This window comes from Parabacteroides sp. KHUB-03, assembly GCF_056640975.1.
The window spans coordinates 2,795,418-2,811,390 of record NZ_CM153257.1 but is presented as its reverse complement, the minus strand read 5'-3'; the positions used below and the strand labels follow the sequence as shown (position 1 = coordinate 2,811,390).

Annotated in this window: 10 protein-coding genes; 7 read left to right on the top strand and 3 right to left on the bottom strand. The window is 42.2% G+C overall.

What is annotated here, in order from left to right; all coding sequences use genetic code 11:
• Positions 1–42 precede the first annotated feature (42 nt).
• From ACYIB7_RS12070 to leuB, 3 genes are read left to right on the top strand one after another with little or no spacing between them, the layout of a single operon-like run.
• Entirely contained in the window at positions 43–1,554 is a 1,512-nt protein-coding gene (locus tag ACYIB7_RS12070) for an alpha-isopropylmalate synthase regulatory domain-containing protein (RefSeq protein ID WP_200817941.1), read from the top strand.
• Between the two features lie 26 nt (positions 1,555–1,580).
• Positions 1,581–2,024: a methylglyoxal synthase gene (locus tag ACYIB7_RS12065; protein ID WP_099464206.1), complete on the top strand. Its 444-nt coding sequence runs from the start codon at positions 1,581–1,583 to the stop codon at positions 2,022–2,024.
• A 15-nt stretch (positions 2,025–2,039) separates the two neighbouring features.
• Positions 2,040–3,107, top strand: a complete 1,068-nt coding sequence (leuB, locus tag ACYIB7_RS12060) for a 3-isopropylmalate dehydrogenase (protein WP_099464205.1) — start codon at positions 2,040–2,042, stop codon at positions 3,105–3,107.
• 63 nt (positions 3,108–3,170) lie between these two features.
• Here the strand turns inward: leuB and ACYIB7_RS12055 are convergent, their stop codons facing one another.
• Positions 3,171–3,992, bottom strand: a complete 822-nt coding sequence (locus ACYIB7_RS12055) for a tetratricopeptide repeat protein (protein WP_099464204.1) — start codon at positions 3,990–3,992, stop codon at positions 3,171–3,173.
• 154 nt (positions 3,993–4,146) lie between these two features.
• Between ACYIB7_RS12055 and ACYIB7_RS12050 the strand changes: the two genes are divergently transcribed.
• From ACYIB7_RS12050 to ACYIB7_RS12040, 3 genes are all read left to right on the top strand, one after another.
• Positions 4,147–4,992: a mechanosensitive ion channel family protein gene (locus ACYIB7_RS12050; protein WP_099464203.1), complete on the top strand. Its 846-nt coding sequence runs from the start codon at positions 4,147–4,149 to the stop codon at positions 4,990–4,992.
• A 626-nt stretch (positions 4,993–5,618) separates the two neighbouring features.
• A complete protein-coding gene (locus ACYIB7_RS12045) occupies positions 5,619–8,432 on the top strand; it encodes a DUF6383 domain-containing protein (protein WP_480337197.1) in 2,814 nt (937 codons plus the stop codon).
• 207 nt (positions 8,433–8,639) lie between these two features.
• Positions 8,640–11,246, top strand: a complete 2,607-nt coding sequence (locus ACYIB7_RS12040) for a DUF6383 domain-containing protein (RefSeq protein ID WP_480337196.1) — start codon at positions 8,640–8,642, stop codon at positions 11,244–11,246.
• A gap of 129 nt (positions 11,247–11,375) precedes the next feature.
• Here the strand turns inward: ACYIB7_RS12040 and ACYIB7_RS12035 are convergent, their stop codons facing one another.
• Positions 11,376–12,203 carry a hypothetical protein gene (locus ACYIB7_RS12035; protein WP_103982644.1) on the bottom strand — a complete coding sequence of 276 codons (828 nt, stop codon included), beginning with the start codon at positions 12,201–12,203 and terminating at the stop codon, positions 11,376–11,378.
• Between the two features lie 93 nt (positions 12,204–12,296).
• Between ACYIB7_RS12035 and ACYIB7_RS12030 the strand changes: the two genes are divergently transcribed.
• A complete protein-coding gene (locus ACYIB7_RS12030) occupies positions 12,297–13,724 on the top strand; it encodes a CCA tRNA nucleotidyltransferase (RefSeq protein ID WP_099464200.1) in 1,428 nt (475 codons plus the stop codon).
• 323 nt (positions 13,725–14,047) lie between these two features.
• Here ACYIB7_RS12030 and ACYIB7_RS12025 read toward each other — a convergent pair whose 3' ends face one another.
• Positions 14,048–15,712, bottom strand: coding sequence for an Lcl C-terminal domain-containing protein (locus ACYIB7_RS12025; RefSeq protein WP_480337193.1), 1,665 nt, complete (start codon positions 15,710–15,712; stop codon positions 14,048–14,050).
• Between the last annotated feature and the right edge of the window lie 261 nt (positions 15,713–15,973).

Below are 15,973 nucleotides of genomic sequence, written 5' to 3'. Positions count from 1 at the left end.
CGTTATCTGCGCAGTCTGCGTCCGGTAAATAGAAACTGATATATGATAGAGATAATGGATACAACTCTCCGGGATGGGGAACAGACGTCGGGCGTTTCTTTTTCGGCACGCGAAAAGCTGAGCATTGCAAAAATGCTGCTTGTCGAACTTGGTGTCAACCGGGTAGAGATTGCTTCCGCCCGTGTTTCGGATGGAGAGTTTGAGGCGGTCAAAGAAATAGCCCACTGGGCGGAACGTGCCGGAAGGCTGGGACAACTTGAAGTGCTGGGCTTTGTTGACGGGACGGTTTCGCTCGACTGGATCGGTTCTGCCGGTTGCCGTGTGATGAATCTGCTTTGCAAAGGTTCTTACAAGCACGTTACCAAGCAACTTCGTAAGACCCCCGAACAGCACATTGCCGATATCCGTTCGGTCGTATCGAATGCTGCCGAAAGGAATATCGATGTAAATATTTATCTGGAAGACTGGTCGAATGGGATAAAGAACTCCCCCGATTATGTATTCCAATTGATAGACGGACTGATGGATTTGCCTATTTGCCGTTTTATGCTGCCTGATACGCTGGGCGTGTTGAATCCGGGTAATACCTTCGAATATTGTAAAATGATGGTGGATCGTTACCCTCAGTTGAAGTTCGACTTCCATGCGCATAACGATTACGATCTGGCAGTGGCGAATGTCTATTCTGCAATTCGTGCCGGCATTCGCGGCATCCATACAACAGTGAACGGTTTGGGCGAACGTGCCGGAAATGCGCCGCTCAGCAGTGTGGTGGCAATGCTTAAAGACCAGTTGGATGAAGTGAGCAGTGTCCGCGAAGAACGTATTAACCATGTGAGCCGTTTGGTCGAGACTTATTCGGGTGTACATATCCCGCTCAATAAACCAATTATAGGCGAGAATGTTTTTACACAATGCGCCGGCGTGCATGCAGACGGGGATAGTAAGAATAATCTGTATTGTAACGAACTGCTTCCCGAACGTTTTGGGCGTGTTCGCGAATATGCATTGGGTAAGACATCCGGCAGGGCAAATATTCGTAAGAATCTTGAAACCCTGGGGATCGATATGGATGAAGAAGCCATGCAGAAGATTACCGAGCGCATCATCGAACTGGGAGATAAGAAAGAGATGGTTACTCCTGAAGACCTTCCGTATATCATTAGTGATGTGTTGCATCATGATGCGATGGCAGATCAGAAGATACGGATATTGAATTATTCTTTATCTTTGGCTCAGGGACTGAAACCGGTTGCAACGTTGAAGATAGAGATTGATGGTGAGGCGTATGAAGAATCGGCTTCCGGCGACGGTCAGTATGACGCTTTTGTACGCGCTTTACGTCGCATTTATGCAAATCTTGGACGGCCGTTTCCGATGCTGACGAACTATTCTGTAACGATTCCACCCGGTGGGCGTACCGATGCTTTTGTGCAGACTGTCATTAGTTGGAATTATGCCGGGGTAGATTTTAAGACACGCGGATTGGATGCAGACCAAACGGAAGCAGCCATCAAAGCAACTCTGAAGATGCTGAATAAAATAGAAGGCTAAATTGTCTAATTAAAATTATAGGTATTATGAAAAGGTTAACTATTGCACTTGTAGCGCACGATAATCGTAAGGCGGATATGGTTGAATGGGCAGTTCACAATGCTACATACCTGTCACATCATCATTTGGTTTGTACCGGAACTACGGGCGGTCTTGTTAAAAAGGCACTTGAAGAAACCGGGGCTATAATCGATATGACACGGATGCATTCCGGTCCTTTGGGGGGTGATGCGGAGATCGCAGCCATGGTAGTTCGCAAAGAAATAGATTTGGCCGTGTTCCTGATTGACGACCTGAATCCACAGCCACATGAAGCAGACATTCAAATGTTGCTTCGCCAATGCCGTGTTCATAATGTACCTATCGCTTGTAACCGTTACAGTGCGGACCTGATGATTACAAGTTCTTTGTGGGATGATGATTCTTATGTTCCTACAGAGCCTAAGTATGAATATTTCAAAAGAGAATAACAAAATACTAACGTAATGAAATTGAATATTGCTGTATTGGCAGGAGACGGGATTGGTCCCGAAATAGTAGAACAAGGCATGAAAGCTGTAAAAGCCGTATGCCGGAAGTTCGGACATGATTTGAGTTATAAGGAGGCATTGGTTGGTGCTTGTGCTATTGATGCGGTAGGTAATCCGTACCCCGATGAAACACACGAACTGTGTATGCAGAGTGATGCGGTTTATTTCGGAGCTATCGGTTCTCCTAAGTATGACAATAATCCGTCTGCAAAGGTTCGTCCGGAGCAGGGCTTGCTGGCTATGCGTAAAAAGCTGGGCTTGTTTGCAAACATTCGTCCGGTGACAACATTCCCTTCCTTGATCCATAAATCGCCCCTTCGTGCCGATCTGGTGGAAGGTGCAGATTTTATGTGTATCCGTGAGCTGACCGGAGGTATGTACTTCGGGCGCCCGCAAGGACGTAGCGAAGATGGCAACACGGCTTATGATACATGTATTTATACTCGCGAAGAGATTGAACGCATTGTACGTCTGGCATATCAGTATGCACAGAAACGCCGTAAAAAAGTAACTGTTGTAGATAAAGCTAATGTTTTGGCTACTTCCCGTTTATGGCGCCAGGTATCACAAGAGATAGAAAAAGAATTTCCGGATGTGGAGACGGAATATATGTTTGTGGATAATGCAGCTATGCGTCTGATCCAATGGCCAAAGAGTTTTGATGTCTTGGTTACTGAAAACATGTTTGGCGACATCCTGACGGATGAAGCCTCTGTTATAACAGGTTCGTTAGGTATGCTTCCTTCGGCTTCCATAGGTGTACATACATCTGTATTTGAACCTATTCACGGTTCATATCCGCAGGCAGCCGGAAAAAATATAGCTAATCCGTTGGCTACTATCCTGAGTGCCGCCCTGATGTTTGAATATGCCTTCAATCTGATGGAAGAAGGAAAAGTGATCCGTGAGGCTGTCGCTGCCTCTATGGATGCCGGTGTGGTGACGGAAGATATTTCACAGAATGGCAAATCATATTCTACCAGTGAAGTAGGAGACTGGATTGCCGAACGAATCAGTAATTAAAAATAGGGATTTGGAAATGGCGGTGTGTCAAAAGTCGGAATTAGTGAACGCACCGCCATTATTTTATTTTGTCATTTTCATTAACTCTTCAATCACAGCCTTATCGTAACCCATATCTAATGCTTTTTGGAAGTCGAGAGCAGCCGGCTCTTTTTCATATTGGGATAGTTTTATCTTACCTCGCAAAACATAAAGTGCAGCACTGGGAGTACTTTCAACAAACACCCGGTTTATATCAGCCATGGCGCGTGCATTCTTCCCCATCATAAAGTAAAGGTCGGCACGGCCTTCGTATAAAATCCAGTCGCGGGGCATTTCATTAATCAGATAGTTGAATATGCGTTCGCTCTCATCATAATTGCCGCGCATTTTTTCAAGGATCGCATGCCCAAGACGGCCGCGTACAGACTTTTCGTTTACTTCCAGGATTTTGTCGAAATCCTGTTCTGCCCAAATGAAGTTTTTTAATTGTATGTAAAGTAATCCCCGGCAATAAAGAGCTTCCTGGTGGGTTGGATCGATAAGCAGAAGGGTTGTGTAATCGTTCAACGCCTTCTCAGTTTCTCCCAATTCGGAATATAAGGAAGCTCGATTTTCCAGAATTCCTATATTTTTAGACTGGCGGCTCAATGCGGCGGAATATGAAGTGAGAGCCTCTTCTAATTTACCTTGCCTGCGTTGAATTGTTCCCAGATTTGAAAGCAGTGCATAGTTGGTAGGATTTCCTGGTTCTAAACGCATTGCCGCTTTCAGACTTTCTTCAGCAGATACTAAATCGTTCTTATCCAGGAAGTCATAGCTTTTTTTTATGTATTCTTCGTATGTTTGGGCGTAGACATTGCCTACAAGTAAGAATAGAGCTGCAAATATGCTAAGGATTCTCATTCTATTATGTTTAATCTGTTATTTGATTTGCCGCAAATCTACATAATAAATTAATCTTTTAGCTGGAATAAAAAAACTTTATACCTTTGCTACAATTTGTAATAATTTTATTCGCTAAGAGTTAAATATAGTATAAGAATTAAATTTAAAGGATATGTTATTATTAGATGCTACAGAAACTGCTACGAAGCTGGAAATTGCTTTGAGGTCTCTTGTTGAACAAGGATCTACTTTGGGCTGGACACTGATAAAAGCTTTTTTGGTTTTTATAGTTGGCCGGTTAGTTATTAATTTGATTAATAAGTTGGTTCGCCGGATATTGAATAAACGTGATATCGACCTTTCTGTTAAGACATTTGTCGGTAGTTTAGTAAATGTTGTTCTTACGATATTGTTAATTATCTCGGTTGTAGGAGCATTGGGAGTACAAACAACATCGTTTGCAGCTTTGCTTGCTTCTGCCGGTGTTGCAGTCGGTATGGCTCTGAGCGGCAATTTGTCAAACTTTGCCGGCGGTTTAATTATTCTTCTTTTTAAACCTTATAAAGTAGGAGACTATATTGAAGCTCAGAATGTCGGGGGAACGGTGAAAGAGATACAAATTTTCCATACGGTTCTGTCTACTGCTGATAATAAGATAATTTATATTCCAAACGGTTCGTTAAGCAGTGGGGTAGTGACAAATTTTAGTCATCAGACAAGCCGCCGTGTAGATTGGACTTTTGGAGTTGAATATGGAAGCGATTTTGAGAAGGTAAAGTCCGTAATAGAATCTGTCTTGGCTAAAGATTCGCGTATATTGTCTGATCCGGCAGCTCCATTTATTGCATTAACGGCATTGGCAGATAGCAGTGTAAATATTGTTGTACGCGTGTGGGTGAAGAGTGCTGATTATTGGGGTGTTTATTTTGATATAAATCAGGCTATTTATGCAACATTTAATGCCGAAGGTATTGGATTCCCATTCCCTCAGCTTACTGTACATCAGGCGAAAGATTGAGGGATATGTACTCGAAATGAATCTTTTTGTTCATAAACCAATAGACTTGGTTAGATCGAATAGATTTTTTCCTATAGATGATCGAAAAGATTTATCTTTGTGTATCAAAGTTTAAAAGATATATAATCGGCAGAAGTAAATCATTCTGTCTGATAAAAGATATTTCAGGGCTTTTATTTTATTACTTTAGTATTATTTGGTTATAAAAGGAACGATTTTAAGCCCGTGGTCTCTTGATTGCGGGCTTTTCATTTTCTCAGAAAGAAATCATCGGGATCATTTTTCAATATCATCCCGATGATTTCAAAAAATGATCCCGATGATTTGGATATAAAGATATGTACATGCGCGTACATTATATTATATATTGGAATATCCGCTTAAATACACCACTGTTGAGTGTTTTGTATAAGGAATCGACAATTTCGTACACACTATGTTGTTTTGTTGATAAGAAAGTATACTAAAAGAGAAAAAAACACAAGAAATGGATTGCAGATATAAAAACAATGCTTACTTTTGTTGGCAAGATTAGATGAATTACATCCCTTGGTATGTTTTGATGTGAGGGATATTTTTAGATTAAAGAACTTATTTACTTAGTATTAATATAAATTATTTGAATTATGAACAAGAGATTTTCTACTCTTTTGGCCATTGCTCTGATGGCCGGTGGATTATCAGCAAGCGCACAGTACGCTCCAGGAAGTGAAATTGCGGCTAAATTGGCTCCTGCTGATAAGTACTATCACATTAAAAGTGGTTCAAGTTATCTTGCTGCTGACAAGCGTGACGGAAAAGACAGTATTAAAGTCATGACTGTTGCTGCTGGTAACTTTACTGAGCCTTTATCTTTGGACTCTGCTATGTGGAAGCTGACTATTGAAGTTCAAAAGACAACAGGTGATTCTGTTTTTACTTTTGAAAATAAAGCTACTACTGCTAAATTGAATTTGCCGGCTAAAGCAGGTAATGCTATTGTAACAGACAAAGACCCTATTACAGAGTGGGGTTGGAAAACTACTGATAACGGTTCTATCCAAGCTAAGATTGGTAGCGATATCTATTCAATGGATCTTGTTGGTGGTGTTGTAAAGATTCAGAAGAATGCATCTGCTACGAACTGGACAGCTACAGAAGTTGCTGATATCCAATTAACAGCAGAAGAATTGAATAATCAGAACAATGGTTATTTCAAGCTGGCATTTGGTAATGACTTGTCTGATAATGTATTCACAAAATACAAAATTAAAGCTGTTGATTTTACAGGTAGTAGTGCAGAAGGTAAATCTGCCGGAAATGCTGCTGCAAGCGATTCAATTATGCTTCAGGTTGTAGAAGGTCCTAAGTGGACAAACGAGAACTACTATGGAACAAAACTTGTAACAGATACATTATTTATCGTTGCAGATACAGTTCAACATAAGACACAAGGTGCAGCTACATGGGATGCTGGTGCAGGTTTTAAATTTGTATTAGACACCTTAGGACACTCGGCGTTTGGTTCTGCTGTTTATGGAACTGTAGCAGGTACACCTGTTGATACAGTTGCTGCTGCTGGCCGTCCTTTAGCAACTTATTTGTTTGCAATTAAAGTGAATACAGGTCGTATTGCTGGTGACTCTTTGATTATCAAAGCTAATACGGCAGATTTAACTAATACTGCTACTACTACAGCAGATAAAACAGCTACGATAGAATCAAATGTAGCTTGGGGTTATCTGGGTAGTGCAGGTACAAAAGTGTTAACAACTTCTCCTGCTGCTAATATAGATGCTCTTCCTTATGTTACTTTAGGTTCTGGAACAAAGGCTGACATCGATGTAACAAAGTCATATTATGTACAAGTTGTGAAAGGTGCTGTTAAAGACAACAATGATAAATATTGGACAGCATTATTGACTGGATCAACTATTCAGTATTCAGATGAAATTTCAGATTTGATTCCTGCTACACAGTGGTCTGTTAAGAAAGATGGTGCCGGTCGTTATCAGTTTATTAATAGAGATAATAAGAATACAACTAATAACAATGCATTTGTTTATGCATTAGACGGTAACTATATCATGCAAAATGGTGATACAGTTAAATTGACAGCTATTAAAGATGAAGTTAAGGCTGACAAGTATCTTGGTTACAAACATTTTACAGCTGATGAATTAGCAAACCTTTCTGTTAAGTTACAGGTTGTGACTCCTCTGGGTTCTAGCGCTTATGTATATGTTGCTTCCGGTGACAGTGCAGTAAATGCTAAGGATATGGAAGAAGCTGATGCAATGAAGTTCAAATTGGTTTCTGCAAATGGTGCAACAGATAGTAAGTTCGGAGCTGACGATTTGCAACGTTCTGCTTATTTGTTGAAAGAACAGTTTGGCGACCAGAGAGTATTAGGTTATAACTGGCATGCTTCCAGCGCAAACGATCCTAAGACTTTCCGTATGATGAAGACAAACCAGACGGTAGACCAGGATTCAGTTGCAGTATTCTTCCGTGCCACAAAGAATGCCGGAGAATATGAATTGATTATGGCTAATGTTAATACTACTGCTCCTGTTAAATATGATGATTTAACAACATCAAAAGATTCTGTAGTATCATTTGCAAGTGCAGGTGTAATGGTTCCTGTAAAATATGGTTCAACAGTTGCCGGTTACTTCAAGATTGTAACTCCTGCTGCTCCTGATTATGTAAATGTAACAAAGAATTCATCTGCTCATATGCAGTTTACTTCTACAGAAAATACATCATTGATGATCGGTATGAACGATAAGTTTGAACCGGTATTGAAATCAGAATCAGAATTGGATGCAGCTTATTCATTGTTCGTAGATACAGCAAAAGTAACAGATCCAAAGAAACCGTTGTTCTATCTTATGACAACAGCAGGTTTGGAACTGAAGTCTGAAACATCTGGTGATGTAATGGCTAACTATCTGAATGTAAATAAAGATGGTAAGTTGGAATTCATCCTTGCAAAACAATATGGTTTGGCAAAAGATACATTGTTGGTTTACAACCGCGAAGATATGACTGCTGATCCTGATACAGTAAAGATGTCTGATAATAAAGCCGTATTTGCATTCCGTGCAACTCCTACAGACGGTGAAATGTTGATTGAAGCAGCAAACGGTCAATGTATGAAACAGGATAATGGTAAATTAGTCCTTGTTTCAGCAGAAAATGCTCTTCCATTCACAACTAAGGTTGTTGATACTCCAACCGGCAACGAATCAACAGAAGCTAACACTATCAGTGTAGTAGCCGGCGAAGGTAACGTAACTGTTTACGGTGCTGCTGGTAAGGCTGTAACTGTATCTAACGTATTAGGTCAGAAGACTACAATAGTTGCAACTTCAGACAGTGAAGTGATTGTTGCTCCTCAGGGTGTTGTAATCGTAGCTGTAGAAGGTGAAGCTGCTGTTAAGGCTGTTGTAAAATAATTGAAAACTAAATAGGTTTATCCTATTCATAGATTCGCCCCACCGGTTTTCCGGTGGGGCTTTTCTGCTTGTGCATATAGCAAACCTTGCATCAATTCTCCTATTTGTTATAAGTCGCTAAATTGCTGTTAACGCAGCTCACATCGAGAACATTTTTGTAAAGCTTCTTGTTTAGAGGTTGATTGTATAAATAAAATCTATATGTATATGAACAAAAAATGTACTCTTTTGGCTGCGGCTGCACTTATGGTTGCAGGCGTATTCACGGCTAATGCGCAAGGTTCTGTGCCTCCTGCCGAATGGACGGCCGGAAACTACTATTATTTACAAGATGGTAGTAACTATTTGGCATTGAGTGGAGACAAGGCTGACTCTGTGATTGTTAAGACTATTGATCTTGCAACTGCAACAAAAGCTTCGATTGACTCGGCTTTATGGCAAATAACGAATGCGGGCACAACAATTGGCGGTACTGCTTACCAGTTTACCAATAAGGCAACCCAAGCCGTGTTGTCTTTTGCTGCTTCTGCAGATGCAGTGCCTAATTTGGCTGCTGGTATTGATAAGTGGTTATTTACAGATGGAGGTGCCATTAAGGCTTCTTACGGAAATAATCAGCTAATGGCGCTATATGTAAATGGTAGTGATTTAGAACTGTCTTCTGCATCTACATCAAACTTTACTGTTGCGCTTCCTCCTGCTTCTTTGAAGCTTAACGCCGAAGAATTAGGTAATGGCTTTTCTGTCTTTCAGTTGATGTTTGACGGTACTTATGGTGGTAACATTTTTGCAGGCCAGGAAATCTTAGCGAAAAACTTGACTGCTGCAGATGAAGGCTATATGACATTGCAATTGCAAAATGACCAGTCTTTCCCGGATGGTACTCCTAAATACTTTGGTGTGGATACAACAAAGACTGTTATAGCTGGAGCTACCGGTGTATTTGGTGCAAACTTTGCATTGGATTCAACTTATGCTCAAAGCAGTTTACATACAGTAGGTAATGCAGACTTCCAGAAGTTTAAATTTACAATTAACCTGAAGAATGATTCTTTGGCTATGTTTGTAAAAGATGCTCCTACTGTAAATGCAAGTCCTATTGGAATATTAGGCGATTCTGCACGTGTTGTGTATGCAAGTGTTGGTTCTACAAAAGTGTTGACTGTCGCAAACTTGGTGGCAACTACGCCTGCTCCTGCACAAGGAACAGCACCTATGATTACTGTTAAAAGAGGTACGCCTTCTACTATTCCTACAGGAACAGGTGTTTACTATCTGAAGAGTGCCGGTTTGAATACTGCAGGTGAGTATTGGGTATCTACTTCTGCTTCTGTTCCTATGATGTCTGCCGATTCTTTGTCTGCATTCCAGGCTAAAGGACAGTGGTATGTATTGGAGAACAATGGTAAATATAGTGTTGGTAGCCGTTATGATGGTACCGATTTCGGAATGAACAAAGAAATCTTCCCGGTACAAGGTATGGCTAATACATATACTATTTCAGGCAGAACCGATTCTATCACATTTGTATATCAGAAAGATATAAACTTTGATGATAAATTCTTAGGTGTTCGTCATTTTACAGTTTCCGAAATTGCAGATAACGGATATCAGTTAAGTGCTGTTGCCGGTTTGGGTGTTGGTAATTTGCCGGTATTTGCAGCAGATTCTATGTTGCGTGCTAAAGCAGGCAGCTCAGAAACTCCAATTGCATTTAAAGTTGCTATTGTACAGGATTCTATACCTAATGTAGGTGAAAATACGGGTGCAACCAGCTTAGGTGATAAGTTGTATACGGCTACTTATAAATTGGCTCAGCAGTTTACTAACGATTCTGTAGCCAACAATGTAGAACCTGACAATACAGGTTTGGTACTGACTTCTACGGCAGGTAAAGCTCTTACATTTACATTTGTAACCGCTTTGGAAGGTGGCAAGTATAAATTGACTACAGGCGCTGATTTCGTATCTTTGGATATCAACAATGCAAATCTGATTTTGTCTGATAAGGTTGCATACTTTGATTTTACTGCCGTAGATGCTCCCGAATATGCTTCATTTGGAAACAATCATAAGCAAATTGGTACAAATGGAAAATATCTGACAATGAATCCGCTGAATTTCTATGCCGAAGTTAAGAACGAAGGCCAGGAAATCTTAAAGGCTGATTATAGTGCCGATAACTTTAGTTTGTGGGTTGAAAAAGCAGACACGGTAATACCTGGTAAGAGCCTGTATTATGTTTCTTCTGCTTTGCATGCTCCGGAAACTGCAACTGCAGACGCAGCTACCCGCTACTACCTGGTTTCATTGCGCGATTCCAATAAGACATTTGTTAATAACAATGTAACTTATTACCGTGCAGGCTTTATAACAAGTGATACGATTAAGACTATGGCCGACAGTCCTGCTTTGTTTGCTTTCAAGACTGCTTCTGATGGTGGTTATCTGCTGGAAAATCAGAAAGAACTGAATCGTACGCTTAGCGGTGCTAATGATTTCCATACTCCGTATGTGGGCGTAGTTAATAATGTAGTTGTAATGTCTAACGTAGGTGCTCCGTTTACTGTGGATAATACATCTGCCCCTACCGGAAATGAAGATGTTGCGGTTTCTGAAATCGTGATTACCGGCGGTACGGATAATGTTACAATTTACAATGCAACAGGCAAGAAGGTTACTTTGACTAATATTTTAGGTCAGGTTATCGCTACTGTAACAGCTACTTCCGACAATTTCACCCTGCCTGCAGGAAAGGGTATCGTAGTTGTATCTGTTGAAGGCGGAAACGCTCAGAAAGTAATCGTGAGATAAATTACCTGTCTCTATAAAATAGTAGAGCCGTATGGAAGCCCTTCGGGAGCTTGCCATACGGCTCTTTTTATGAACAGTTATTCAGATGCTAACTTTATATCAATACGGTCTGCATTTATCTGCAAAGGTTTACGATTTATCCAGCTTGTTCTTTAGGTAGCTCATGCGTTTGTTTGCTTTTTCCGTTTCTTTACGCATGTTCTCAATGTCACTTAATACGGTAGCCAGATTATAAGTCTCCACGATGGCTTTCTTGTCTCCATCGGCTATATAGATGACGTATGGCTTTCCTCCCGTATAATCTACTTTGATCCGTTCTTTTTCGTTTGTAAAGATGAATTTTACAGCATCGATGCCATTATCGCCTTTATAAGTAACCACTTCCGTTGTATTGCCCAGATCCTGGAAACGGTAGTTTACTCCGCCATCGTATGGTATTGAAGCTGTTTCTGCAAACATACCGTCTTTAGTACTGAGCTTAATCCCGGTATGTTCTATCGGGCGGCTGCCGAAATAGACGCTTGCCAGATACATTTCACCTTTTTCGTTTACACCGCAACGGATATAACAACGTTTCAAGTTACGTTCTATCGTTTGCTGTTTCCATATATAGTTGCCTATTTCTTCGTAGACACTGTCTTTCTCGAAAGTGAATTTTTTGGCCAGGCTGTCGGCTTCGTGTTGTTTGACAGGCATCATGCTGTCACAGAAGGCAAGCGTGCGTTCGGCCTCTTTATATTCGATCCGGCGCATTAATGCGAGACTTTCTTTTAGTATTTTATATTCTTTGGGATAGTTGGCGCGTATGCTGTCTATTTCGTTCTTGGCAGAGAACAATTCGTTACGTTCGTACATGGCACGTGCTTTATCCAAATGGGCTTGTGCTTTTTTTTCCGTATCGTTGCATCCTGCTAAAGTGAGAGCAGCTAGTGCTATGCAAACGGCTGTCTTTTTCATCTGTAATTCTCCTTTTGATTTTATTTCAAGTTGCAAACTTACAGAAAATATGTCTGATTATTTGCGTATCTTTGTACCATTTTATTGACATATATGTATATAGAGCAAGAAGATATATTGAAACATATTTCGGCAAAACCGTTCCGCATTATTTCGGAAGCGGCCGATGAATTAGGTGTCGAAGCGTATGTAATAGGTGGTTATGTGAGAGATATTTATCTGAACCGCACGTCTAAAGATATAGATGTCGTTGCTGTTGGCAGCGGAATAGAACTGGCAAAGAGTGTTGCAAAAAAGTTAGGGCGCGGGGCGCACCTGTCTGTGTTTAAGAATTTCGGGACAGCCCAGGTTAAATGTGGCGATTTGGAATTGGAATTTGTTGGTGCACGGAAAGAATCATATAGCCATGACAGCCGTAAACCGGTAGTGGAAGACGGGACACTGGAAGACGACCAGAATAGACGCGACTTTACGATTAATGCTCTAGCCCTTTGCCTGAATAAAGACAGGTATGGAGAGTTGGTTGATCCTTTCGGAGGACTGGATGATATGGACGACTTAACTATCCGTACGCCACTCGACCCGGACATCACCTTTAGCGACGACCCATTGCGGATGATGCGTGCCGTACGTTTTGCTACTCAACTGGGCTTCTTTATTTATCCCGATACATTTGATGCTATTATACGTAATAAAGACAGGATTTCGATAATCTCGAAAGAACGTATAGTGGATGAGCTTAATAAGATAGTGCTCTCTCCAAAGCCTTCTATTGGTTTCGATCTGCTTGACAAGTGCGGGCTTTTACCTCTTATCTTTCCCGAATTATGTGCTTTAAAGGGAGTGGAGACGAAAGAAGGTATCGGACATAAAGACAACTTTGCACATACCTTAATGGTGTTGGACAGATTAAGTAAGACCACGGATAATTTATGGTTGCGATGGAGTGCCATCTTCCATGATATAGCTAAGCCGGCAACAAAGCGGTTCGACAATCGTTTGGGCTGGACATTCCACAACCATAATTTTATAGGCGAACGTATGATTCCGGGTATTTTCAGGAAAATGAAGCTTCCGATGAATGAGAAGATGAAGTATGTCCAGAAAATGGTTAGCCTGCACATGCGTCCTATTGCCTTGGCGGACGACGAGGTGACCGATTCTGCTATCCGCCGTTTGCTTTTTGATGCCGGCGACGATATTGATGATTTAATGAAGCTGTGTGAAGCCGATATAACGAGCAAGAATCCTGAGAAAGTACGCCGCTTTCTGGCAAACTTCCGGTTGGTAAGGGAGAAACTTGCAGAAATAGAAGAGAAAGACCGTGTCCGTAATTTCCAGCCACCGGTATCGGGCGAAGAGATCATGAATACCTTTGGACTTCCGCCTTCGCAGCCGGTAGGAGTGATTAAGGAGGCTATAAAGAATGCTATCCTGGATGGTATTATCCCTAACGAGTACGAAGCCGCCCGTTTATTCATGTTGGAAAGGGCCGAAAAGATGGGGCTTATGCCGCACTAACAGCAACGGAGCGTGTCAAAAGAAGCCATTACCGGACACAGCGAAATACTCCGGATGTTCCCTTGCTATGTAATGGCTTTAGCCTGGTTTTAGTTACCGTCCGCTTCAGCGGACGGCTTAAAGAAGGTTCTCTTTGTTGGCTTTAGCCTAAGTTCGGTTGCCGTCTACTTTAGTGGACGGATTAAAGGATGTACATTCCTGTTGGCTTTAGCCAAATTTCTTTCCGGTTGGGCTAAAGCCCTTGAAAGGGGAGAATCTACTGCCTCCGTCGGTTGAAACCGACGGCAATTGAAACCAGGCTAAAGCCATATTCTATCCATTGATCAGATATCCCGGACACAGCGAACATACCCATTGCCGGTGCTCGTGTAGTAGTAATCGTAATTGCCATAGTTGAAGCCCAGTCCGCAGCGTATGCCGGCACTGCCATTGTAGACCGAACTACTCCAGTAGGTGTAGCTGATGAGGAACGCAGCGAAGCCGCTTGTTGCTTCCAATGCCGCCTTATTCTGATACATACCTTTTAACTCTATAAAAGTAGGAACACGCCAACCTGTACCTAATCCTTTACAATAATCAGTAGCAGGCTGATGAGTAGAAGCACTGCCACGTTCAGTCTTTTCAACCTCGAAAGAATAAGGCGTATTTACAGTAGCGGTAGAAGAAACGCCCATATAATCGGAACCCGTTGTGGAAGAAATGCCACCATCGTAATTGAATGGAGGGTAAGCTGTAAGGTCAGACTGAGCTGACTTATAAGCCGTAGCCAACGGTTGATTAACCGATATCCATACAGAAGCCACGCTGTGCCATATCCGGGGATCGTCATTCTTGTAATATAGGTTGCCACTACTATTCGTTACATAGTTTCTAATAAATTCAAGTGAATTGTTTACGTTTACTGTCAGCGTGTAGTTTGTGTGTCGGCGTAGCGAGAAGTCGCTTACATCGCTGCTTTTGCCCATAAAGACGTCGAAGTGGCATGTGTAGGCATCGTCTGTTGCGAGGGTTTTGCTTCCCGTCAGCGTTACCCTCGCAGCATCGGGTGCTTTCAGCCTGTTTCTTTCGGTGGCGTTAGTAGCCGAGTAGCCGGATTGTACATTCTCTCCTACATACCAGGTTGCGGTGTTTGTGTTTAGGGAGGTGGAGTTTTCTATGCCAACAGGGTTTGTGTTGTTTCCTGTTCCGTCGTAGTTGTTTTTTGTTCCGAAGCACTTTTTTCCTGCGTTTACGAGTTGGATTCCTGTGCGCGGTATGTTTCCTCCGCCTTGTGAGGTATAGGGTATGGAGAAGGTCTGATTCACTACCGTTACTTTCGCCAGCGTGCGGTATAATGAGACAGAAACAACGCCATCAAAAGAACCGGATGATAGATTGGCCGTTGCCGTTCCGGCGTAGGGTACGTCTGCATCCGAACTGATCGTGTTCGTCATCACCAGCGCTTGAAAGGCGGCATAGTTTCCTGTGAAGTTCGCAAAGTTTCCTGTTCCTCCCGTGCTGGCGTAGTTGTTTGTTGCCGCATTGTCGTTTGCTACAATCACCAGTCGGCAACTTGTTGCTGCCGGGTCTGCCACGTTTGTAAAGGTTACTACTTTGTCTGTGTTTGCCGTCATGGTTCCGATGTTGGCTCTGCCGTTGAACGTTCCGTCACTCTTAAAAAGGAGGGCGTAGACGTTCTTCAGCGTTGTTGGCGCTTTGGTGGAAGGCATATCCGCAGAACAACTGTCAGTATCACTCGATACCAGTTCGTAGTAGAAGCCAGCTTGCGCGGCTTCGCTTTCCGGGGCTGCTTCTCGGATCAGCGCTCTCGTCTCCGGTATGGCTTCTACGCCGGTTTTGAGCGTAAGTGTCAGGGTGTGTCCTGCTGTGGGGTCTTTTTCCAGTCCGTCATCGTCGTCGTTGCATGCGGTCAATGCAGGCAGCATTGCCAGCATTATCAGGAAACCGGTCGTAAGGTAGCGGGTTTTGATCGCTTTTGTTTGTTCCATAACTTTGAATTTAAAGAGTTAATATTAGGTTGAAAATTGAGAAATCCGTTCTGTAGAGGCTCTGTAGGTGTACGGAGGTATCACCGGAGCTCCGGCAAGGGTTTTGTAGGGGTACGAAATGGTTGCCGGCGCGTCTGTAATGGTTTTGTAGGCCTACAAAATGGCTGCAGCTACTCCGGTAATGGTTTTGTAGGTGTACGGAGGCTTCGCCGGTGCGTTGGTGATACTTTTGTAGGTGTACGGAGGTTTTCCGTGTGGTAC

Excerpts from the sequence above, each read along its gene's own strand:
- ACYIB7_RS12065 (WP_099464206.1), top strand. The coding sequence starts at position 1,581 with ATGAAAAGGTTAACTATTGCACTTGTAGCGCACGATAATCGTAAGGCG.
- ACYIB7_RS12035 (WP_103982644.1), bottom strand. The coding sequence starts at position 12,203 with ATGAAAAAGACAGCCGTTTGCATAGCACTAGCTGCTCTCACTTTAGCA.
- leuB (WP_099464205.1), top strand. The coding sequence starts at position 2,040 with ATGAAATTGAATATTGCTGTATTGGCAGGAGACGGGATTGGTCCCGAA.
- ACYIB7_RS12025 (WP_480337193.1), bottom strand. The coding sequence starts at position 15,712 with ATGGAACAAACAAAAGCGATCAAAACCCGCTACCTTACGACCGGTTTC.
- ACYIB7_RS12070 (WP_200817941.1), top strand. The coding sequence starts at position 43 with ATGATAGAGATAATGGATACAACTCTCCGGGATGGGGAACAGACGTCG.
- ACYIB7_RS12045 (WP_480337197.1), top strand. The coding sequence starts at position 5,619 with ATGAACAAGAGATTTTCTACTCTTTTGGCCATTGCTCTGATGGCCGGT.
- ACYIB7_RS12030 (WP_099464200.1), top strand. The coding sequence starts at position 12,297 with ATGTATATAGAGCAAGAAGATATATTGAAACATATTTCGGCAAAACCG.
- ACYIB7_RS12040 (WP_480337196.1), top strand. The coding sequence starts at position 8,640 with ATGAACAAAAAATGTACTCTTTTGGCTGCGGCTGCACTTATGGTTGCA.
- ACYIB7_RS12050 (WP_099464203.1), top strand. The coding sequence starts at position 4,147 with ATGTTATTATTAGATGCTACAGAAACTGCTACGAAGCTGGAAATTGCT.
- ACYIB7_RS12055 (WP_099464204.1), bottom strand. The coding sequence starts at position 3,992 with ATGAGAATCCTTAGCATATTTGCAGCTCTATTCTTACTTGTAGGCAAT.